This is a genomic window from Bradyrhizobium arachidis, assembly GCF_015291705.1.
Lineage (GTDB): Bacteria > Pseudomonadota > Alphaproteobacteria > Rhizobiales > Xanthobacteraceae > Bradyrhizobium > Bradyrhizobium arachidis.
Genome location: NZ_CP030050.1, coordinates 89,210 through 111,309, shown reverse-complemented (window position 1 = coordinate 111,309; position 22,100 = coordinate 89,210). Strand labels below are relative to the sequence as shown.

17 protein-coding genes are annotated in these 22,100 nt (G+C 66.1%); 9 read left to right on the top strand and 8 right to left on the bottom strand.

The features are described from left to right. Positions 1-294 precede the first annotated feature (294 nt). The 9 genes from sppA to WN72_RS00435 all read left to right on the top strand — a co-directional run bounded on the left by sppA (position 295) and on the right by WN72_RS00435 (position 8,329). The gene (gene sppA / locus WN72_RS00475) at positions 295-1,275 is read left to right on the top strand and encodes a signal peptide peptidase SppA (RefSeq protein ID WP_027563875.1); all 981 of its coding nucleotides are present in this window, start codon (positions 295-297) and stop codon (positions 1,273-1,275) included. Between the two features lie 172 nt (positions 1,276-1,447). Next, the gene (locus WN72_RS00470; protein WP_008539997.1) at positions 1,448-1,753 is read left to right on the top strand and encodes an integration host factor subunit beta; all 306 of its coding nucleotides are present in this window, start codon (positions 1,448-1,450) and stop codon (positions 1,751-1,753) included. Between the two features lie 71 nt (positions 1,754-1,824). Next, positions 1,825-2,217: a lipopolysaccharide assembly protein LapA domain-containing protein gene (locus WN72_RS00465; protein ID WP_027563876.1), complete on the top strand. Its 393-nt coding sequence runs from the start codon at positions 1,825-1,827 to the stop codon at positions 2,215-2,217. A gap of 65 nt (positions 2,218-2,282) precedes the next feature. Continuing rightward, a complete protein-coding gene (locus tag WN72_RS00460) occupies positions 2,283-2,942 on the top strand; it encodes a phosphoribosylanthranilate isomerase (protein WP_092211724.1) in 660 nt (219 codons plus the stop codon). Then, positions 2,939-4,156, top strand: a complete 1,218-nt coding sequence (trpB, locus tag WN72_RS00455) for a tryptophan synthase subunit beta (RefSeq protein ID WP_092211726.1) — start codon at positions 2,939-2,941, stop codon at positions 4,154-4,156. Before WN72_RS00460 ends, trpB begins: the two co-directional genes overlap by 4 nt. After that, entirely contained in the window at positions 4,153-4,989 is an 837-nt protein-coding gene (gene trpA, locus WN72_RS00450; protein WP_027563879.1) for a tryptophan synthase subunit alpha, read from the top strand. Before trpB ends, trpA begins: the two co-directional genes overlap by 4 nt. 175 nt (positions 4,990-5,164) lie before the next feature. Beyond that, positions 5,165-6,106 carry an acetyl-CoA carboxylase, carboxyltransferase subunit beta gene (gene accD, locus WN72_RS00445; protein WP_092211728.1) on the top strand — a complete coding sequence of 314 codons (942 nt, stop codon included), beginning with the start codon at positions 5,165-5,167 and terminating at the stop codon, positions 6,104-6,106. Next, positions 6,103-7,446 carry a bifunctional folylpolyglutamate synthase/dihydrofolate synthase gene (locus tag WN72_RS00440; protein ID WP_092211730.1) on the top strand — a complete coding sequence of 448 codons (1,344 nt, stop codon included), beginning with the start codon at positions 6,103-6,105 and terminating at the stop codon, positions 7,444-7,446. The genes accD and WN72_RS00440 overlap by 4 nt, the downstream gene beginning before the upstream one ends. Before the next feature lie 142 nt (positions 7,447-7,588). Continuing rightward, entirely contained in the window at positions 7,589-8,329 is a 741-nt protein-coding gene (locus WN72_RS00435) for a metallophosphoesterase family protein (RefSeq protein WP_092211732.1), read from the top strand. Here WN72_RS00435 and WN72_RS00430 read toward each other — a convergent pair whose 3' ends face one another. The 8 genes from WN72_RS00430 to WN72_RS00395 all read right to left on the bottom strand — a co-directional run bounded on the left by WN72_RS00430 (position 8,330) and on the right by WN72_RS00395 (position 22,033). Beyond that, a complete protein-coding gene (locus WN72_RS00430; RefSeq protein ID WP_092211734.1) occupies positions 8,330-9,343 on the bottom strand; it encodes an ATP-dependent DNA ligase in 1,014 nt (337 codons plus the stop codon). A 144-nt stretch (positions 9,344-9,487) separates the two neighbouring features. Beyond that, on the bottom strand, positions 9,488-9,808 hold the full coding sequence (gene trxA / locus WN72_RS00425) for a thioredoxin (protein WP_008540017.1): 321 nt from the start codon (positions 9,806-9,808) through the stop codon (positions 9,488-9,490). A 67-nt stretch (positions 9,809-9,875) separates the two neighbouring features. Then, on the bottom strand, positions 9,876-13,385 hold the full coding sequence (gene addA / locus WN72_RS00420) for a double-strand break repair helicase AddA (protein ID WP_167380556.1): 3,510 nt from the start codon (positions 13,383-13,385) through the stop codon (positions 9,876-9,878). Then, complete coding sequence (gene addB / locus WN72_RS00415) at positions 13,379-16,525, bottom strand: double-strand break repair protein AddB (RefSeq protein ID WP_092211738.1); 3,147 nt, start codon at positions 16,523-16,525, stop codon at positions 13,379-13,381. Before addB ends, addA begins: the two co-directional genes overlap by 7 nt. A gap of 218 nt (positions 16,526-16,743) precedes the next feature. After that, positions 16,744-17,466 carry a nucleotidyltransferase family protein gene (locus WN72_RS00410; protein WP_092211740.1) on the bottom strand — a complete coding sequence of 241 codons (723 nt, stop codon included), beginning with the start codon at positions 17,464-17,466 and terminating at the stop codon, positions 16,744-16,746. 138 nt (positions 17,467-17,604) lie between these two features. Beyond that, positions 17,605-17,922, bottom strand: a complete 318-nt coding sequence (locus WN72_RS00405) for a PilZ domain-containing protein (RefSeq protein WP_027563887.1) — start codon at positions 17,920-17,922, stop codon at positions 17,605-17,607. Positions 17,923-17,999: 77 nt separating this feature from the next. Continuing rightward, on the bottom strand, positions 18,000-19,532 hold the full coding sequence (gene tsaE / locus WN72_RS00400) for a tRNA (adenosine(37)-N6)-threonylcarbamoyltransferase complex ATPase subunit type 1 TsaE (protein ID WP_092211742.1): 1,533 nt from the start codon (positions 19,530-19,532) through the stop codon (positions 18,000-18,002). After that, on the bottom strand, positions 19,529-22,033 hold the full coding sequence (locus tag WN72_RS00395) for a sensor histidine kinase (RefSeq protein ID WP_167380557.1): 2,505 nt from the start codon (positions 22,031-22,033) through the stop codon (positions 19,529-19,531). Before WN72_RS00395 ends, tsaE begins: the two co-directional genes overlap by 4 nt. Positions 22,034-22,100: the final 67 nt, after the last annotated feature.

Sequence of the window (22,100 nt, the reverse complement as noted above, 5' to 3'; positions counted from 1 at the left end):
GCGAAGGCGGGGGACCCATAACCCCAGGGAGTAGTTGTTGCGCGAAGCTGATAACTCCGAGTCTTCGCCAAACCGCTCCCCGGGGTTATGGGTCCCGGATCGGCGCTCCGCTTCGCTGCACTTGTCCGGGACGACGGCGGGTATGTGGCAGCGTGCGGGCTACACCGCCGCACAGCCTTCATTTCTTCAAATTGCGCCGCAATTGATGTATCGAGATAAGCCAATCGTCACGCTGTGACGGCACAACGCGCCAGGCCTTTCACTTGGACGCGCCTTTCATTTGGAGATATTCCGATGTCGCTCGATTCGGACATCATCGTCGATCGCCGCAGGATCCGCCGCAAGCTGACGTTCTGGCGCGTGATGGCCGCGCTGATCGCGATCGCTGCGATTGCGGGCTTCGCGATGGTCGCAACGCCCGGCGCGCGCGGCACCTTCGCATCCGCCGGCTCGATCGCGCGGGTGCAGATCGAAGGCCTGATCCGCAGCGACTCCGACCGCACGCAGGCGCTGGAGCGGCTGGAGAACTCGCAGGCCGCCGCCGTGATCGTTCACATCAACTCGCCGGGCGGCACCACCGCCGGCTCCGAGCAGCTCTACGATTCGCTCGTGAGGCTCAAGGCGAAGAAGCCGCTCGTCGTCGTGGTCGAGGGCCTTGCCGCCTCCGGCGGCTACATCACCGCGATCGCGAGCGATCACATCATCGCGCAGCAAAGCTCGCTGGTCGGCTCGATCGGCGTGCTGTTCCAGTATCCCAACGTCGCCGAGCTCCTGAAGACGATCGGCGTCAAGGTCGAGGAGGTCAAATCCTCGCCGCTGAAGGCCGCGCCGAACGGTTTTGAGCCGACCAGCCCTGAGGCGCGGGCCGCGCTCGATGCGCTGGTGAAGGATTCCTATGCCTGGTTCAAGGGCCTGGTGAAGGACCGGCGTGGCATGGATGACACGCAGCTGGAAAAAGTCGCTGACGGCCGCGTCTTCACCGGACGCCAGGCGATCGATCTCAAGCTGATCGATCAGATCGGCGATGAGAAGACGGCGGTGACCTGGCTGGTCGAGCAGAAAGGCGTCAAGAAGGGTCTTTCGGTGCGCGATTACAAGCTCCAGCCGCGCTTTAGCGATCTGCCATTCCTCAAGACTGCAGCCGCTGTGACGCTGGAAGCGCTTGGTTTAGGCGCGATTGCGCATCAGATCGGGCAAACTGGGGTGATACAGGCCGTGGATCGGGTCGGAATGGATGGAATGCTGGCCCTGTGGCAGCCGGCGGCGTCGAATTGACGGGAACCGGGCGAGGTCTAGAGGATTTTCCCGTCTGGCGGGTGGCCCGTCAGCCCGCTTTTCCGGCATTTGTCACGTATTTTCCCGACACTCAACCTTGATTTAGCGTCTTGACAGATCACAGTATTTTCACGGAAATGGTCATCCGCACGCTTCCGGGTCCTATCTCTCGATGATCAAATCCGAACTTGTTCAGCGTATCGCCGAGCACAACCCGCATCTGTACCAGCGGGATGTCGAGAACATTGTGAATGCGATTCTCGAAGAGATCGTAGCGGCCCTCGCGCGCGGTGACCGCGTCGAGCTGCGCGGTTTCGGTGCCTTCTCGGTCAAGCATCGCCCTGCACGCGCCGGGCGCAATCCGCGCACCGGCGCCCATGTGCCCGTCGACCAGAAGAGCGTTCCGTTCTTCAAGACCGGCAAGGAAATGCGCGAGCGGTTGAACCGCGATCATCCGGATCCCGGCGCTGCAGACTAAGGCTGTCGTCGGCGCTTAACCGAACGGCCGCATGATGCGGCAGCAAGCTTGATTCAAGACGAGCGATCGCGATGCGAAAGTTCCTGACCGCGCTGATCGTGATTCCGCTGGGCCTGATCCTGGTGACCTTCGCCGTCGCCAACCGGCACTTCGTCACGGTCTCCTTCGATCCCTTCGTCACCGACGATCCGTCCTTCGCGGTGACGCTGCCGCTGTTCCTGCTGCTGATCCTGGTGGCCGCCATCGGGGTCGTCGCCGGCGGCTGTGCGGTCTGGTTCGGCCAGCGGCGCTGGCGCCGCGCGGCGCGACGGAACGATGCGGATGCACGGGCTGCCCGGGTCGAGCTGGCCGATCTGCGGGCCCAGATGGCCGCCGCAAAGCCCGAATCCCAGCGCCTCCCCGTCCCCTCGGGGGTGGGCCTTTACGGGCCTATCGGGCGAGACAAGCAGCGCGCGACGTTGTAGAAGCGGCCCCGACCGAAAAACCCGTTTCCCGGCCGCCCCTTGCGGCCGCTACCCGCTTTGAGACCATGTCCCTGCTCGTCAAAATCTGCGGCCTGTCCACGCGCGAGACGCTTGACGTCGCGCTCGACGCCGGCGCCGACATGGTGGGGTTCGTGTTCTTTCCGCCGTCGCCGCGGCATCTGTCGCTGGAAGCCGGCCGTGACCTCGGCCGCCAGGTGAAGCGTCGCGCGCTCAAGGTCGCGCTCACCGTCGATGCCGATGACGCCACGCTCGACAACATCATGGATGCGCTGTCGCCGGACATCTTGCAGCTGCACGGCAAGGAGAGCGTGGCGCGGCTGCGCGACATCAAGCAGCGGTTCGGCCGCCCGGTGATGAAGGCGGTGCCGGTCGCAACCGCCGCCGATCTCGCCGTGCTGCCCGGCTATGCCGCAGTCGCCGACCGTATCCTGTTCGATGCGCGGGCGCCGAAGGATGCGACCCGCCCAGGCGGCCTGGGCGCGCCGTTCGACTGGCACCTGCTGGAAAATCTCGATCTGAAATTGCCCTACATGGTCTCGGGCGGGCTCGATGCCGGCAACGTCGCCGAAGCGCTCCGCGTCACCCGCGCCGGCGGCGTCGACGTCTCCTCCGGTGTCGAGAGCGCACCCGGCGTCAAGGATCCGCAGCTGATCGAGGCCTTCATTCGCGCCGCGCGCGCCACTCAAGAGTTGAGCGTACGATGAACATCGCCAAACCAAACTCCTACCGCAGCGGGCCCGATGAGCGCGGCCATTTCGGCATTTTCGGCGGACGCTTCGTCGCCGAAACCCTGATGCCGCTGATCCTCGATCTGGAGAAGGCCTACACCGCGGCCAAGGCCGATCCAGCCTTCCAGGCCGAGATGAACGGCTATCTCAAGAACTATGTCGGCCGGCCCTCGCCGCTCTATTTCGCCGAGCGTCTCACCGAACATCTCGGCGGCGCCAAAATTTACCTGAAGCGCGAAGAGCTCAACCACACCGGCTCGCACAAGGTGAACAACGTGCTCGGCCAGATCATGCTGGCGCGGCGCATGGGCAAGAAGCGCATCATCGCCGAGACCGGCGCCGGCCAGCACGGTGTCGCGACCGCGACGCTGTGCGCGCGCTTCGGCCTCGAATGCGTGGTCTATATGGGCGCCGTCGACGTCGAGCGGCAGCAGCCCAACGTCATCCGCATGGAGATGCTGGGCGCAAAGGTGTTTCCGGTGCAGTCGGGCACGCGCACGCTGAAGGACGCCATGAACGAGGCGTTGCGCGACTGGGTCACCAACGTGCACAACACGTTCTACTGCATCGGCACGGTCGCGGGTCCGCATCCCTATCCGACGCTGGTGCGCGACTTCCAGTCGATCATCGGCAACGAGACCAAGACCCAGATGCAGGAGATCGAGGGTCGCCTGCCGGATTCGCTGGTCGCCTGCATCGGCGGCGGCTCGAACGCGATGGGCCTGTTCCATCCGTTCCTCGACGATCCCTCCGTCGAGATCTTTGGCGTCGAAGCCGCCGGTCATGGGCTGACGCAGCTGCATGCGGCTTCGATCGCGGGCGGCCGTCCCGGCGTGCTGCACGGCAACCGCACCTATCTCTTGATGAATGAAGACGGCCAGATCCAGGACGCGCATTCGATCTCGGCCGGCCTCGACTATCCCGGCATCGGCCCCGAGCATTCCTGGCTGCACGAGATCGGCCGCGTCAATTATCTCTCCGCGACCGACGACGAGGCGCTCGCCGCGTTCCAGCTGCTGTCGCGTCTCGAAGGCATCATCCCCGCGCTCGAGCCCGCGCACGCCATCGCCAAGGTGATGGAGCTCGCGCCGAAGCGGCCGAAAGACCACCTGATGGTCGTCAATCTCTCCGGCCGCGGCGACAAGGACGTCCCGCAGGTCGGCGACATCCTGAGGGGCAAGAGCAAGTGACCACGCGTATCGACACCCGTTTCGCCGAGCTGAAAAAAGCGGGGCGCTCGGCCTTTGTCACCTATGTGATGGCCGGCGATCCCGATCTCACGACTTCGCTCAATATCGTCAAGGCGCTGCCCAAGGCAGGCGCCGACGTCATCGAACTCGGCATTCCCTTCACCGATCCGATGGCGGATGGCCCCTCGATTCAGGCGGCAGGTCTGCGCGCGCTCAAAAACGGCATGACCTTGAAGAAGACGCTGGAGCTGGTGCGCGACTTCCGCAAGGACGACAACGTCACGCCGCTGGTGCTGATGGGCTATTACAATCCGATCTACATTTACGGGGTCGATAAGTTTTTGGCTGATGCCAAGACGGCCGGCGTCGACGGCCTCATCATCGTCGATTTGCCGCCGGAGGAAGATGACGAGCTCTGCATTCCTGCGCTGAAGGCGGGCTTGAACTTCATTCGCTTGGCGACCCCGACCACCGACGACAAGCGCCTGCCCGCGGTGCTCGCGAACACATCAGGCTTTGTCTATTACGTCTCCATCGCCGGCATCACCGGTGCAGCGGCGGCGGACGCCAATGCCGTCGGTGCAGCTGTCGCGCGCATCAAGCGGCATACCAAGCTGCCGATCTGCGTTGGTTTTGGCATCCGCACGCCGGAGGCGGCGCGCGCCATTGCCGAGAAGGCCGATGGTTCGGTGGTCGGCACTGCGCTGGTCGATGCGCTCAAGAACAGCCTCGATGCCGAGGGGCGGGCGACCGCCAAAACCGTTAACGCCGTGGCTGAGCTGACGGCAGCCCTGGCCCAGGGCGTCAAGGGCGCGAAACAGGCGGCCGAATAGGCCATAATTCCGCTTTAGCTCTTTAGTTTGAGCATGATCTTGTCGGAAAGCCGCTTCACACTTTTCCGGATCATGCTCTAACGCGGACGACACGGCGGCTTGCCGGGCAGTGGCCCGGCCGCCATATATCCTTTCAGGCGATCCCGCGAGGCGGGCTCGCACATCGGAGCAAACCATGAACTGGCTTACCAATGTGGTCCGGCCGAAGATCCGCAACATGCTGCGGCGGGAGACGCCGGAGAACCTGTGGATCAAGTGCCCGGATTCCGGACAGCTCGTGTTCTACAAGGACGTCGAGGCCAACCAGTTCGTCATCCCCGGCTCGAACTACCACATGCGCATGGGCGCGGTGGCGCGTCTGAAGTCGATCTTCGACAACGAGACCTGGTTCGATGTCGCGTTGCCTGACGTGACGCCCGATCCGCTCAAGTTCCGCGACGAGAAGAAATATGTCGACCGCATCAAGGATGCGCGGGCGCGGACCAACCTCAACGACGCGATCAAGGTCGGCTACGGCAAGCTCGAAGGTGCCGCTGTCGTCGTCGCCGTGCAGGATTTCGATTTCATGGGTGGCTCGCTCGGCATGGCCGCGGGCGAGGCCATCGTGCGTGGGCTCGAGCTTGCGGTCGAGAAGAAGTCGCCGTTCATCGTGTTCGCCGCATCGGGCGGTGCGCGCATGCAGGAAGGCATCCTGTCGCTGATGCAGATGCCGCGCACCACGGTCGCGGTGCAGATGCTGCGCGAGGCAAAGCTGCCCTACATCGTGGTGCTGACCAACCCGACCACCGGCGGCGTCACCGCATCCTATGCGATGCTGGGCGACGTGCAGATCGCCGAGCCCGGCGCGTTGATCGGTTTTGCCGGCGCACGCGTGATCGAACAGACCATCCGCGAGAAACTGCCGGAGGGTTTCCAGCGCGCCGAATATTTGAAGGAGCACGGCATGGTCGACATGGTCGTGCATCGCCACGAGCTGCGTCCGACCCTGGCGCGGCTCTGCCGCCTGCTGACCAAGGCGCCGGCGCAGGATGGCGCCTCGAAAACGGTGCAGCCAATCGTCAGCCCCGCGCAGATCGTGTCGGCCGCTGAGACAGCGCCGGCTGCGCCCCACGCGTGAACGCGTCCGCTGATAACGCAAAGCCGTCGCTCGACGCATTGATCGGGCGGCTGTCGGCCCTGCATCAGAAGCGCATCGATCTGGGCCTTGAGCGGATGCACCGCCTGCTCGAGCGGCTCGGACACCCCGAGCGCAAGCTGCCGCCGGTGATCCACATCGCCGGCACCAACGGCAAGGGCTCGACGCTCGCTTATCTGCGCGCGACGCTGGAAGCCGCCGGCCTGCGCGTCCACGCCTACACCTCGCCCTATCTCGTCCGCATCAACGAATGTTTTCGCCTTGGTCGCGTCGGTGGCGGCGCGCTCGTCGGCGACGACGAGCTGCGCGCGGCGCTCGAAGAGGTCGAACGCGTCAATGCCGGCGAGGCCGCGACGGTGTTCGAGCTGAAGACCGCTGCCGCCTTCCTTCTCTTCGCGCAGAACCCGGCCGACGTCGTGCTGCTCGAAGTCGGCCTCGGCGGCCGGCTCGATTCGACCAACGTGATCGACGCGCCAGCCGCCTGCGTGATCACGCCGGTCAGCATGGACCACATGGATTTCCTCGGCGACACGCTGACGTCGATCGCCGCTGAGAAGGCAGCGATCATCAAGCGCGGCGTGCCCGTGATTTGCGCCGAGCAGACGGGCGAGGCGATGGCTGTGATCGAGGCGCAAGCCAAGCGCATGCGCGCGCCACTGTTTGCCGCGAACGAGAGCTGGCACGTCAATGTCGAGCACGGACGCCTGGTCTATTCCGACGAGCGCGGCCTGATGGATCTCGCCGCACCGCGCCTGTTCGGCCGCCACCAGTTCGACAATGCAGGCCTTGCGATCGCGACGCTGCGCGCGGTCCCGAGTTTCAGGATCAATCACGCGGCATTCGAGGCCGGCATCGTCGGTGCGGAATGGCCGGCGCGGATGCAGCGCATCACCACGGGCGCGCTGCTTCCTTGGGGGCCGCAGGGTTCGGAGATCTGGCTCGACGGTGGCCACAATGCCGAAGGCGGACGCGTTGCGGCCGCCGCTCTCGGCGATCTCGAGGAGCGGGTGTCGCGGCCGCTGGTCGTGATCGCCGGCATGATGGCCAACAAGGACGCGCTGGGCTTTCTCGCCAATTTCGCCGGCCTCACCCGTCACATCATCGCGGTGCCGATTCCCGATACCGAGAATGCGATGCCGGTCGACCGCCTCGCCGATGCGGCGCGCAGCCTCGGCATGCGGGTCGAGCCTGCGCCCGGCATCGAGGCTGCGCTGCGCGCCCTGGCGAAGCTGGCTTACGAGGTGCCCCCGCGCATCCTGATCACTGGCTCGCTCTATCTTGCCGGCCACGTGCTCGCCATCAACGGCACGCCCCCTGCATAGTCGGTCCCGTGTCCCGGACGCGGTGCAGCGTGCAACGCCGCTCCGCTGAGCCGGGACTCAGCATGCCGCGACATGGACCCCGGCTCAGCAGCGCACCACTGATGTGCTGCGCCGCGTCCGGGGCACGAGAGTGAGGACAACAATGCGTTTTGCCGCGATTGCCGACGTCCACGGAAACTATCTCGCGCTGGAGGCGGTGCTCGCCGACATCCGCGCCCTCGATATCACTGACATCCTCAATCTCGGCGACATGCTGAGCGGACCGCTCGATGCGCGTCGGACCATCGAGATATTGATGAAGCTCGACGCCGTCCACGTGCTCGGCAATCACGACCGCTATCTGCTCGACCGTCCGCCGGAAAAGATGGGCTCGTGGGACCGCCCCGCGCATGCGCAGCTCAATGTGGCGCAGCTCGACTGGCTGCGCGCGCAGCCGATGACGCGGGTGTTTCGCGATCAGGTATTCCTCTGCCACGCGACGCCTGACAACGATGAAGTCTACTGGCTCGACACCGTGCATCCCGATGGCACGGTGGCGCTATCGCCGCTGGACCGCATCGAGCAGCTCGCGCAAGGCGTCACGCTGCCGCTAATCCTCTGCGCTCACACCCATCTCGCCCGCGCGGTGCGCTTGCGCGATAGCCGGCTGATCGTCAATCCCGGCAGCGTCGGCAGCCCCGGCTATCGCGACAGGCATCCGTTCCCGCATGTCGTCGAAGCCGGAACGCCGCACGCGCGCTATGCGATCCTCGAACTCGCTAACGGCGCCTGGCAGGTGACGTTCCGCCACGTCGCGTACGATCACGAGACGATGGCCGCGCTCGCACGCCGCAATGGCCAGGCGGAGTTGGCGAACGCGCTAGCGACGGGCTGGATCAAATAGCTACGGGTACTTCAACAGCTTCATCGGATCGGCCACCTTCTGTTTCAACTGATCGAAATTGCATTGCCGCGGTGCCTTGTCGGGGCGCCAGCGCAGGATCGAGGTGCCGTGGCGAAAACGCTCGCCGCTGAAATGGTCGTAGCAGACCTCGATCACCAGCTTTGGCTTGAGCGGGCACCATTTTGCGGAGCGCTCGGTGGACCAGCGGCTCGGCCCGCCCGGCGCGTTGCCGGTGAAGCCGGGCTCGCCGATCAACGCCTCCAGCCGATCGGTCAGAGCAGGCTTTGCCGCGGTCTTGATCGCCGAGGTAAAGCCGACATGATGCAGTAGCCCTTTGTCGTCATAGAGTCCGAGCAGCAGCGAGCCGACCACCTTGCGGCCGGCGAGCTTGTTGGTGGCGTAGCGGAAGCCGCCGACCACGCAATCGGCGCTGCGGAATTTCTTGATCTTCTGCATGCCGTCGCGGTTTCCCGCCTGATAGGGCAGGTCGACGCGCTTGGCGATGACGCCGTCCGAGCCGCCGCCGGATTGCACCAGCCATTTTTTCGCGGTGGCGTAGCTCGGCGTCGTCGGCGAGAGGCGGAAGATGCTGCCCTTCAGATGGGCCTTGGCAAATGCTTCCAACGCCGGCCGCCGCTCGCTCAGCGGCTTTCCGGCAAGCTGCTTCTCCCTGGCTGTCGCGAGCAGATCAAAGGCGAGATACAGCGCCGGCGTCTCCTGCGCGAGCTTCGTCACGCGGCTTGCGGCGGGATGAATCCGCTGCAGCAGCGCGTCGAAGGAAAAGCCCTTGCCCTGCGGCACCACGATCTCGCCGTCGAGCGTGAACGGGTCCGCTCTCAGCTTCAAGGCAGCGCTGACGATCTCGGGAAAATAGCGCGCGAGGTCCTCGCCGGATTTCGAGCGCAGATCGATGCTGCCGCCATCACGCGACAGCAGGCAGCGAAAACCATCCCATTTCGGCTCGTACTGCCACTCCTTGCTGCGCGGGATGGCATCGACCGACTTCGCCTCCATCGCGACGAGCGAGGTGGATTTTCCCGGGCGTTTTTTGGGAGGGGCGGGCAAGGGCGGGACTCGTCATACGCAAGACACGTCCCGTCAACGCAAACGGCCGGCATTTCGCCGGCCGTTGTCGAAAATAATAGCAACTCAGGTGGATCAGACCGCGGAGGTGATCCACTGCTGCAGCTTCGCCTTCGGCGCCGCGCCGACCTGGCGGGAGGCCATCTCGCCGCCCTTGAAGATCATCAGGGTCGGGATCGACATCACGCCGTACTTGGACGCGGTCTTCGGGCTCTCGTCGACATTGAGCTTCACGATCTTGACCTTGTCGCCCATCGCGCCGGCGATCTCGTCGAGGGCGGGGGCGATCATGCGGCAGGGGCCGCACCATTCGGCCCAGAAATCGACGACCACGGGGCCGTTCGCCTTGAGCACTTCGGCTTCGAAATCGGCGTCGGAAACCTTGCTAACGGCCATTGGAGTACCTCACTCGGTTGAAAGAATCGGCGCGGATGGGAATCGCGCCCGGGATCATGGCGTCAACCTATGAACGGCCCCTTGCCGGGTCAAGGACGCTCACACCGAGATGAAGGGATGCCAGCGCCGCGTCCAGCGCGGGGGCCGAAATCTCCATATATTCAAGGGCCTCGGTCCAGAGCAGGACGGCGCGGATGGGCTTTTGGGGATAAAGCCGGGCCAGCACCGCCCGGTAAAGGGCAAGCTGCCGGACATAGGCCGCCGGCGCCTCAGCCGCGCTCTTGGGCGCGGCCTGGTTGGTCTTGAAATCGACGATCAGAACCTCATCCGGACGCACGACCAGCCTGTCGATCTGGCCCGACACCAGCGCCGGCGGCCGGCCCGGCCGTTCGAGCTTGCCGACGATGGCAACCTCCGCCCGGCTGCCGGCGGCGAAGACTGGGGCGAAGCGCGGCTCGGCGATCAAGGCGAGCACCTTGTCGGCGAGCGCGATGCGATCGCCCTCCGTCCAGTCCGAGGCGTTGCGCGCCATGAAGCCGAGCGCGGCCTCGCGCCGGCGCTCGGTGGCAACGTCGGGCAGGGATTGCAGCAGCCGGTGCACCAGCGTGCCGCGCTGCAATGCCAGCGCGCGGGACTGGACCGATTCGCCTGATCGCACCGAGCGGCCCTCCTCGGCCGACTGGCCGGAGGGGCGCACGGGATCGTCGTCGGCGGTTTCGCTCGGCGCCGGTGTCCGCAGCCAATCCGGCAATGCGATCGATTGGTCCACGGTCGTCGCCGGCGTGCCGAGCGCAGCGACATCCTCCGGCCGCGCGAATCGGGTCACCTTGCCGAGCGGCGTCTCGACTGTCTCCTTGGCAAGACCCGAGCCGGTGAGCCCGGTGTCGATCAGGTCGTACCAGCTCAGCTTCCGCACCGTCCGCATGTTGCCGGGCATGCATCCGCCGACGATCAGCCGGTCGGCCGCGCGCGTCATCGCGACATAGAGCAGGCGGCGATATTCGTCCTCGGTTTCTTCCAGCATCGCCTTGCGCGCGTCTGCGACGGGCTTGGGATCGTCTGCCTTGCGCCCAGCCCAGACCACGACCTCGCCGCCATTGCCGCGCGGCACGTGGATCAGCCGGACCCGCTGCGAGTCCGCGGGCGACGACGTGGTGTCGACCATGAACACGACCGAGGCCTCGAGGCCCTTGGCGCCGTGCACGGTCATCACCCGCACCTCGTCCCGCGAAATCTCCATGTCGCGCTTCACCTCGGTGTCGGCCGAGCGCAGCCAGGCCATAAAACCCTGCAGCGAGGCCGGCGCCTTGCGCTCATAGTTCAGCGCCAGCTCCAGGAATTCGTCGAGCGCGTCGTTGGCCTCATGGCCGAGCCGGCGCAGGATGCGCGCGCGCCCGCCGTCGCCGCCGAGCAGCCAGGCGTAGAAGGCGAACGGCGTCTCCTCGCGGGCACGGATTTCGCAGGCTTCCAGGCGCCGCAGCACCGTCGTGAACTTCTCGCTTCCGGCCGCATGCTCGCCGAGCGCGCGGCGCAGCGATCCCTTGCGGCCATGGGCGAGCTGAAACAAATCGTCGTCGTCGAGCCCGAACAGTGGGCTCTTCAGCGCGACCGCGAGCGCGAGATCGTCCTGCGGCAGCAGCAGCGCGTCGGCAAGATTCATCAGGTCGATGATGCCGATGTGCTCGGTGAGCTTGAGCCGGTCGGCGCCGGCGACCGGGACACCAGCGTGCTTCAGCGCCTGGATCACCGCATCGAACGCGTTGCCGCGCCGACGCACCAGGATCAGCATGTCGCCGTAACGCAAGGGACGGCGCTCGCCTGCGTGCCCGGTCAGCGTGCCGCTCTCGACCAGCCGCTTGATCTCGGTCTGGATGCGGCGCGCGAGCTTGACTTCGGGGCTAGTGGCGGCAACGCCATCGAACGGCGCGCGCCAGCCCTCGATCTCCTGCCGGTCGTCGGCCTCCGCAAGGTCCCACAGCTCGATCACGCTGGGTCCGGCGTCGGCGAGCGAATTGTGCAGAGGCTGGCCAATGTCGACCGAATGGATGCTCTTGTAGATCTGGGGCTCGCGGAAGACGTGATCGACCGAGTGCAGGATCGCGGCGCCCGAGCGGAACGAATAGGTGAAGGCGACTGGATCGAACTTCAGCCCTGCAGCGGTGAATCTGCGGCCTAGCTCCCGCTTGCGCGTATCGAATTCGTGTGGGTCAGCCCCCTGGAACGAGAAGATCGACTGCTTCTCGTCGCCGACGGCGAAGACCGTGCGGTTCAGTCCCTCGCGCGCGCCTTCGCCGGCCGTGAACTCCGAGATGATGTGCGCGACGATGTCCCATTGCCGCGGGCTGGTGTCCTGGGCCTCGTCGATCAGGACATGATCGACGCCGCGGTCGAGCTTGTAGTGCACCCAGCCCGAGGAGACGCGGTTCAGCATCGCCAGCGTCTTGTCGATGAGGTCGTCGTAGTCGAGCAGGCCGCGTTCCTGCTTCTCGCGGCGGTAGTTTGCCGCGGCGGCAGTCGCGATATGCAGGAGCGCCGCGGTGCGGTCGCGCATGGTCACCGCGCGGCGCTTCTCGATCAGTCCAGCGAGGCGCTGCGCCTCGTTCTCGAACAGGCGCGCGACGGACGGATTGTGCTCACCGAACTTCTTGGTCAGCACCGCCTTGCGCGACAGCTTCTCGTCGGTGAGGAAGACGCAGAGATAGGCATCGACCTGCGCCGCGCCGGAGAACACTTTTGCCTCGCGGAGGCGGCTGGCCTGGTCGTTGTCGGACTTGCTGCCATCCTCCAGCGCAAAGGCGATATCGTCCCAGCGCGAGCGCGGCAGGAACGGGCCGTCGAGAATCTCCGTCTCGACGTCCTCGATGCGGTCGCTGGCATCGACGCCAAGAACCGCCGCCATCTGCGCGGAAGCGGCTTCAGCGTTGCCGGCCTCGTCGGTCCAGGCCATGAAATGGTCGCGGCTCAGGCACGCCTCGCGGACGACCTCCTTGAAGGTGACGTCGGCGGCGCTGGCCATCGCCGTCAGCAGCGCGCGGCCGGTGACGGTTTCCGGATCGCGTGCGGCCTCCAGCAGCACCTTCAGGTTGGCGCGCTCCATCATGTCGGTCTGGTCGCGCTCGTCGATCACGGCGAAGCGTGCCGGCACGTTGGCCTCGAATGGAAACTGCTGCAGCAGGCGGGTGCACAGCGCGTGGATGGTCTGCACCTTCAATCCGCCCGGCGTCTCCAGCGCGCAGGCAAACAGTTTTCGCGCGTCGCGCCGCAATTTGCGATCGGGGTGGGGGATGCCGACGGCGCGGATCGCGGCATCGAGGCCGGTATCGTCGAGCGTCACCCAATGACCAAGCGTGGTGAACACGCGCTCGGCCATGTTGGCGGCGGCGGCCTTGGTGAAGGTGATGCAGAGGATCTTTTCCGGTGGCACGCCCGACAGCAACAGACGGATCACGCGCTGCACCAGCACATGCGTCTTGCCCGAACCGGCATTGGCCGACACGAACGCGGACGCGGTCGGATCGGACGCACGCGCCTGGCGCGCGCGCACCTCGTCGGGAATGGGGCGAGGCAGCTTTACCATTCCTCGATCCCCAGGCCGCCGGCCGCGGACCATTCCTTGATCCGGGCGAGATCGTCATAGGCGCCGTAACGGTTGGTCCACATCGGCAGGTTCAGCGAGGTGTAGGGCTGGTTCTCGTCCTCGAAGGCGCGGATCAGCGCCTCCAGCTTGGCCCGCGCTTCCGCAGCTGCGGTGTCCGGCGGCTGCGGCTCGTCACCCGGCTTGTATTTGAGCTCGAGGATGCGCTCCTCCCCGGGCGGATTGTTGCCGCTCAGGCGCACATAGACGAGCTGGCTCACGGACGAACCGGCGTCGATCTCGGGGAAACCGCCCTCGCGCAGGATCGCGGCCTCCAGCGTGAGCTGCGGTGACAGGCCCATGCGGACCTGCTTGCCGGTCGGCGGCTGGCCGGTCTTGTAGTCGAGGATGGCATAGCCGCCGCCCTGGTGCCGCTCGATGCGATCGGCGCGGGCGGAGAGGCGGAAGCTGCGGTTGTTGTCGAGCGTGATCGAGATCTCACCGCGCGTCTCCGCCGTGATCGCCTCGATCGCATCGCGCCGCGCGGTCTCCCATTCGCCGAACCAGCGCGCGATGCGCTGGAAACGCGGCCACCACAGCGCCCGCGCTTCAGGCCGCTCCATCAGCGGCGCAAAATGCTTTTCGCCGATCGCGCGCAACACGCGGGCGGGGTCGTCGGGCAGGCGCGTCGTATATTGCTCCGTGAACTCGCCGATCGCATCATGGATTGCCGAGCCGCGGTCGGCGGCCGAGAGCGGCATGTCGACGGGATCGAGCGCATCGAGCCGCAGGATGTATTTTGCATAGATCGTGTAGGGATCGCGCAGCCAGTCCTCGATCGCGGTCACCGACATGCTCAGCGGCCGCGTCGCGCGCGGTGGCCGCGGCTCGGGCTGCTTGATCGGCCTGACCTCGGCGGGCTGGTCGAGCGCGCCCGCGAACTGCACGTACTTCTCGCCGGCGCGGATGGCAGCCTTCCAGAGCTCGTCACCCGCGACTGCTTCGAGCCGATGCAGGAAACGCGAGGCTACCGCCGGCGCGCCGCCCGCCTTGGCGGAATGGGTGAGGATCACCTCGTCGCCGCCGAGCAGTTGCGCGAAGTCGTGCGCGGAGAGGCCGATGCGGCGTTCCGGCAGATCGAGGCCCAGCTCATGCCGCATCGGCCGGCTCAGCCAGGGATCGATCCGCGGCGCGGGCGGCCAGACGCCTTCGATCAGCCCGCCGACGATAATGCGGTCGGCCTGCATCAGGCGCGATTCCAGCGGGCCATAGATCTGCAAGCGCGCGCCGGGCTTGTCGCGCCGCCGCACCGCGCGATCGCTGAACGCGGTCTGGAACACGTCGGCATAATCAGGCAGCGTCACCATCAGTCCGCTGGTGGTGCCGCCGCGCAGCAGATCGTCGAAGGCGGAAGCGAGTGCGAGGCCTTCGCGCTCCTCGAAGGCGAGCGGAATGCCCTGCTCGTCGCGCGATAGCTCGATCATGATCTCGCGATGCCGGTGCGCGAGCTCGGCAAAGTCGAATGGCTTTGACGATGCGAGGCTCTCGATCGGCGCCAAGGCCTTCTGCAAGGTGTCGATCAGCGTCTGGATACGATCGAGGTCTTCGGCCTTGAGACGTGCGCGCGGCTCGGCCTTGTGGAGTGCGGAGAGCTCGCTACGCCACAGCTTTGTCAGCTCGTCGCGAAAGCGATTGAACTCGCGCAAGAGGCCGCCCGTGCCCGCAGGCGGGCGCGTGCCGCGCAGCACCGCGAGCTCAAGGCCCTCGATCGCCATCTTCCACGCGCTGGGCGCGCGGCCGAGCCGGCACAGCGGATGTTTCAGCATCGCCAGCAGCGTCGGCGGTTCCAGTCCCTTGGTCGCGGCTTCCGCCACCAGGCGTGCAAAGACGCCGGCGGAGGTTTCCATCAGCACGTCGCCGCCGGAATCGTCGAAATCGAGATTCCATCGCGTCAGTGCCGCCATGACCCGCCGCGCCAGCGCGCGATCCGGCGTCACCAGCGCTGCGGACTTATCGAGATGCCGCGCCTCGCGCATCGCAATGGCGATCGCGAGCGCTTCCATCTCGGGATTGGGGGCTTCGACCACCGCGAGATTTTTCATGCCGCCAGCGATCTTCGCGGCGACATCCGGTTGCTTTAGCCGATCGTGCCAGACCTCCGTCTTGGCCGACGGCCGCATCGATTCGGAGGCGAGCAGATCGCGGCCGCCGTCCGCCGGCGGCTGGAGGATCTCGACGTCGCTGCGCTTGATGCCGAAGCGATCCAGCAGCGCGTGCATGGCATATTGTGGATGGTTCGAGGCCGGATGCTCGGCGAACTTGCCGAGCGAATCGCGCACGCCGCCGATGGTGCGCCAGGCGTCGTCGTCGAGATCGGTGTCGAGGCCCGGCAGCACGACCGCGCCATGCGGCAGCGAAGCGACCGCATGCAGGAATTTTGCGGTGGCGGGCATCGAGCCGGTCGAACCGGCCGCAATGACGGGGCCATGAGGATGTGCGGTCAGGCGCCTTGCTTCGGCAGCGATCAAGAGGTCGCGCCGCGCCGCGGGCTCGATGCGGTTGATCTCGGCCAGATGCCCAGGCCAGGCGATGCGGGCGATGCGCAAAAATTCGAGCGAATGCTGCCAGTAGCGGTCGAGCATGTCAGGCACGAGCCCGTCGAGCGCGCTCCAGTCGACGCCGCGCGTGACAATATCGTCGATCAGCCGCGCGAGATCGCCGGCCAGCGCCAGCGTCGAGGCGGGCCCGCCGACAACCAGCGGCGACAGCACCGGGCCCTTGGCCCACGCCGCGACGAGCTGCGCCAGTGTCAGCCGCCGTTCCAGCTCGCCGAGCCGCGGCGGAATGTCGAGCGGCGCCAGGCCCGAAAACTGCTCGCCTTCGTCGGCGAAAGCGAGCTCGTCCTCGTCGATGTCACCGAGCGCGACGATGCGCGGCAGCACCACGGCATCGGCCTTCATCTCGTCGAGGAAGATCTCGCGGACAACGCGCATGGCGCGTCGTGTCGGCAAATACAGCGTGACGTCGGTCAGCCGCGCCGGTTCCTTGCGCGCCTCGAATCCATCGACCAGCCGGCCGTCGAGCAGGCTCGAGACGACCGTGCGCAGGAATGGAACTGAGAGGGGAACGCTGACGACGCGCATGGGCTGCCTGATTCGGAGATCACGGCAATATAGGGAGGCGGGCGCGAACGGTCATGGGCTGGGAGCGAGTCGTCCCCGCTGTTCGACCAGGACAGGTGCCGTAGGGTGGGCAAAGGCGCGACAGCGCCGTGCCCACGTGTCTCTCATCGAGTTTCTCAGGTTGAATGGTGGGCACGCTTCGCTTTGCCCACCCTACGGCACTGTGTGCGAGGGGGCCCTTACGCCACGCTCTCCAAAAACGCCTCTTCCGCGGCATGCACCGCATCCGGCGTGCCGACATGCATCCAGACGCCATCGAGGCGCAGGCCGAACAGGCGCTCCTGCTCATTGGCACGGTCGAACATCTTGGTCAGCGAGAACTCGCCTTGCGGCGCGTCAGTGAAGATCGCCGGCGACAGGATCGCAGCGCCGGCGTAGACGAACGGAACGATCTCTTTTTCCTTGCGCTTGCGCAGGGCACCGTCGGGCGTCATGCCGTAATCGCCGCGGCCGCTATAGCCGATGCTGGTCGCGGTCGGCGCCATCAGCAGCAGGATATCCATCCGCGCGGGATCGAAGTTTTCAGCAAGCCGCGCCAGGTTGGAGCGCACGCCGTCGATCCACAGCGTGTCGGAGTTGACGTGGAAGAACGGCGCATCGCCGAGCAGCGGCAGCGCCTTGACCACGCCGCCGCCGGTGCCGAGCACCTGGTCGCGCTCGTCCGAGATGGTCACGCGCGGATGTTTGCGGGATGCGGTGTGGTCGATGATCTGGTCCGGCAGATAGTGCACGTTGACCACGGCATCGGTGACGCCGGCCTGACCGAGCTTGTCGAGCACATGGTCGAGCAGCGGCTGGCCCGCCACCCGCACCAGGGGCTTTGGCATCTTATCCGTCAACGGACGCATGCGCAGGCCGAACCCTGCGGCGAGCACCATGGCTTTGGTCGGTTTGACGGACATCAATTGCTTTCTCGGATCTTCTTTCTCTGACCTGTCGATTTCGCGTTCGCAGCAATCCTAGCACGGACCGCAACCGGCCGCACCGCATCTCATCCGCCTTAACCAGCCGCCGTGACGGTTGTACGACGAGTGTTGCCTTCACGCCCCAACAGATGTGGAACGCGCCTTTTTCTTCTTGTCGCCAAGCTTCAGGAAATTGACGCCGATCTGGTCGCCATTGACCCAGGCCAGCTCGCAGCGCCGGTACGCGAGTCCGGTTGACGACAGCAGCAGGAAAAATTCTTTCAGGTGGAGTCCTTCGACCGAGCCGTCGATGGTCAGCTTGGCGCCGCTCTCGGAGACGTCCTCCATGGTGCAGTCGCGTCGCCAGGTCCCGTCGATCCCCATCATCTGGGCCGGAATCCCGCGTTCGAAAACAACCCGGCTGTTGCCGCGCTGGTCCGTCTTCACCGCCATCTGCCCTTGCTCCAGCCCCGTAATTCTCCGGCTGACTGCGGGCGATGATACCGATGCGATGGCTAACAGGCGGTAAATCAGGTTCCAGTCTGGGCTACCGGCGGCGGCACGTTGGCGAGATACCAGTCGCGCAAGGAGCTGAGCGCCGGATGCGCGAGGGAGCGCTGGAGATAGGTCCAGATCCGCGGCTGATGGCGCAGATAATGCGGCTTACCGTCGCGGCGGTTGAGCCGGGCGAAGGTGCCGAGCAGGCGCGTGTTCCGCTGCGCCGACATGATGGCGTAGAGCTCGGCAAAGCCTGCCGCGTCGAAGCCTGCATCCTCGGCGCGGCGCGCCTTGATGTAGCGCGACAGCAGCGTGAGCTCGATATTCTCGGGCACGTCGATGCGGGCATCCTGCAGCAGCGAGACCACGTCATAGGATTGCGGTCCGAGCACGGTATCCTGGAAATCGATCACGCCGACACGCGCGATGCCGGCGCGGTCCGCGAGCCAAATCAGATTGGGCGAATGATAGTCGCGGATGATCCAGGTTCTCGGCGCAGCCATCGGCTTCTTCAAAAGCTCGCGCCACATCGCGAAAAATTCGTCGCGCGTCTCCGCGCTCAGCGGCGCGTTGCGGTCGGGCAGATACCATTCCGGCATCAAGCCGATCTCGATCAGCAGCGCCTCGGCGTCGAAGACGGGAATGGCATAGGTCTGATCCGCCAGCGGCAATGTCTCCGGCAGCGTCTTGCCGTGCAGCATGGCGAGCGCGTCGGTCGCGGCCTCGTAGCGTTCGGCGATCGGTCGCGGCGGATCGCCTTCGATCACGCCTTCGCTGCCGAAATCCTCGGTGATCAGGAAGCCGTGGTCGAGATCGGCATGATGGATCGCCGGCGCCGAAATTCCTTGCGCGCGCAGGGCTTCGTCGATCGCGACGAACGGCCTGACGTTCTCGGCGAGATGCACCGCGGCGCTGTAGGACTTTCCGTTGTAGAGTGCCGCGCCATCAGGCCGCTGCGGAGAATTCATGAGGATGACGATCTCGTCATCGCGCAGCAGCCGCGCATAGGAGCGGGTGGAGGCGTCACCCGCCATGCGCTTGCGGCCTGCGTCGATGTAACCTGACGCATCGAGGAATTCCCGCAGCGTCTGCAGCCGCGCAACAGTGGCGGCAGCCTTGCCATAGCCGGTGATGTCGGCCGCGCGCGCATTCGGGCCGAGCGCCGGCCGATGCGTCAGCGCGATGTCGATGCGGTCTTCCGGCATCGCCGATGGCGCACGCTCCGGCCATTCGATCAGCACCAGCGTCGCATCGGGGAGCGGCGACAGGCCGATCTCCTCGAGCTCGCTCTCGTCCTCGACGCGGTAGAGATCGGCATGCATCACCGGGAAGGGCGGCAGCTCGTAGCCCTGCACCAGCGTGAAGGTCGGGCTCGGCACTTCCAGCTCGTCGTCGCCGGCGAGATAACGGATCAGGCTGCGGGCGGCTGCGGTCTTGCCGGCACCGAGGTCACCGGTGAGCGTGATGACGTCGCCCGGGCCGACCAGCAGCGCGAGATCGGCCATCAGTTGCGCGGTGGCCGTCTCGTTGTGAAGCGCGACGGAGAATGTGGTTGGCGCGATCATTCGGCGGCGTCGCGATGCGCCGCCTGGTCGGTCGGGAAATCGCAGATCACGACCGTGCCCCGGCCGACGATCGAATCCACCCGCACCTTGCCGCCATGCAGCTCGACGAAGGAGCGCACCAGCGACAGGCCGAGTCCGGCGCCGCGGTGACGCGAGCCCTGCGAGCGGCTTTCGAACCAGTTGAACACCTTGTCCTTCATGTCGGCGGGTATTCCGGGCCCGGAATCTGTCACGGTGAAGACCACGCTGCGCTCGGTGCGCCGCGCACTGATGCCGACGGTGGAATCTTGTGGAGAAAACCCGACGGCGTTGGCGAGGAGGTTATAGAGCACCTGCACCACGCGCTTCTCGTCGCCGACGAAGCTGCCGATATCGGGCGCGATCTCGACCTTGAGGCGGATGCGGTCGGTGGCGAGCCGGTCCTGGATACCTTCCGCGGCGAGCTCGATGGTCTTGCTGACGTCGACCGGCCCGAGTTCCAGCTTCATCGCGCCGGCATCGATGGTGGCGAGATCGAGGATGTTGTTGGTGAGCGCCAGCAGCGCGTTGGTCGATTTGGTGACGTAGTCGAGATATTCGGCCTGTTTCGGCGTCAGCGGCCCGGTCGAGGGATCGCTGAGGAAATGCGCGAAGCCGATGATGGTGGTGAGCGGCGAGCGCAGCTCGTAGGAGACGTGGTGGACGAAATCCACCTTCATCTGGTCGGCGGCCTCCAGCGCCTCGTTGCGCTCGCGCAGCGCACGCTCGACATTCTCGGTGTCGGTGATGTCCTGGAACGTCAGCATGGTGGCGCCGTCATGCAGCGGGCGGATCATGCCGTCGAGCACGCTGCCGTCCTTGCGCTCCAGCTTCAGCGGCACATCGCCGCGGTTCTCGATCGAGGTAATGGCCTCGCGGATCTGCCGCCAGACCACGGCGTCGTCGAACAGCTGATGGCACCAGCCTTCGACGGTCTGGATGTGGGGCTCGTCGCGCATCGCGTCGCTGGAGAGCTTCCACATCCGGACAAAGGCCGGGTTGAACAGCTGGGCCTTGCCGTTGCTGCCGAACACCGCGACGCCCTCGGCGAGACTGTCGAGTGTCTCACGCTGGACCCGGATCAGGCCGTCGAAGCGGCGGGCGAGGTCGAGGCTTTCGGTGACGTCGTCGAACAGATAGGTGACGCCGCCTTCCGGATTCGGCGTCGTGACGACGGAGAGCGCGCGGCCGTTCGGCAAATACCAGGTGTCATGGGTCGCCTCGACCGCGCGATAGGCCTCGTGCAGCTTGGCCTTCCAGGCGCGGAAATCCGGCTGCTCCTGCAATTTGCGCGCAGCGCGGAGCTGGTCGAGCACGCTGGAATCGTCGGGGTTGGCGTCGAGGAAGGTGCGGTCGAGGTCCCATAGCCGTCGATAGGAATCGTTGTAGAAGGCAAGGCGCCGATGGCCGTCGAACACGGCAACGCCAGAGGAGAGCTGGTCGAGTGTGCGGCGATGCGCCTCGGCCATCCGCACCAGCGCCGAGCTCAGCGCATCCGCTTCGCTGGCGTCGATCGCGACCCCGACACTGTTGCTGCCGACATTGACCGCGCGCACGTCGTACATGCGCCGCTCGCCACTGACGACGATCGGCAGCCGCGAGGTGAAGCTGGCGGCGTCCTTCAGTCCCCGCTCCATCGCGGTGCGGTCGGCGCTGTCGAGCAGCTCGAGCTTGCGCTCATGGGCATCGGCGATGCTGGCGGCCTCGGTCGCACGGACATAGGCCGGGTTGGCGTAGGTCAACGCACCGTTCGCGGCCTTGGCCCAGATCGGCCAGGGCGCGGCGGCGGCGAAGCCGCGCAGCATCTCGGTCTCGTCCGAGAGCGCCTTGTAGCGCAGATGGGTCTCGGCCAGATCGCGCCGCAGTCCGGACAGTTCGCGAATCCTGACAATGGCCTGGCCGCCGATGGCGCGGCCGATGGCCTCGAGGGTGTGGCCATGCGCGGTGGTCAGCGTCAGCTGGAACCCGTCGCCGCGCTCGCGCAGCGCATCGACCGCGTGGTCCATCTGCAGCGCGGGTTCCGGCGGCAGCCAGGTTCCGAACGCCAGCACGCGCTGCGGCGAGGAATCGCGCGGCATCACCATCGAGATGTCGCCGGTAATCTGGGCGCGGTTGTCGCCGGCCGGCCACGAGATCATGATCTGCGGTTCGGCGAACAGCAGCGCGCCATAGCGGTCGGCCTGGAGCTGGAGTTCGCCGATCCGCGCGAGCAGCCGCGCCTCGTTGTCCGCCGTGCGCACGCGCGTGCGCATCAACAAGATCGCGGCCATCACCGAGAAGCCGAGCAGAGCCAGCGCAGTGGCGAGCACTGCGAGTTCCTGCCGGTTGAAATCCAGCAATGTGGAGAGGGTGTCGATGAGGTCGGCGGCCTCGGCCGGCGCAGCCGGCAGCAGCGCTGCGAGAGCGCCTCCCAACAAGCTGTTGCGCGCCAACGATGTGCACGACAGCAGCGTCCGACGCATCGACACGATCACGCCTGACATAGTTGCCCCAAGACCGCACGGATTTGCGCGCAGCGACCCCCGCCGCACGCGAATCAAACGACAATAC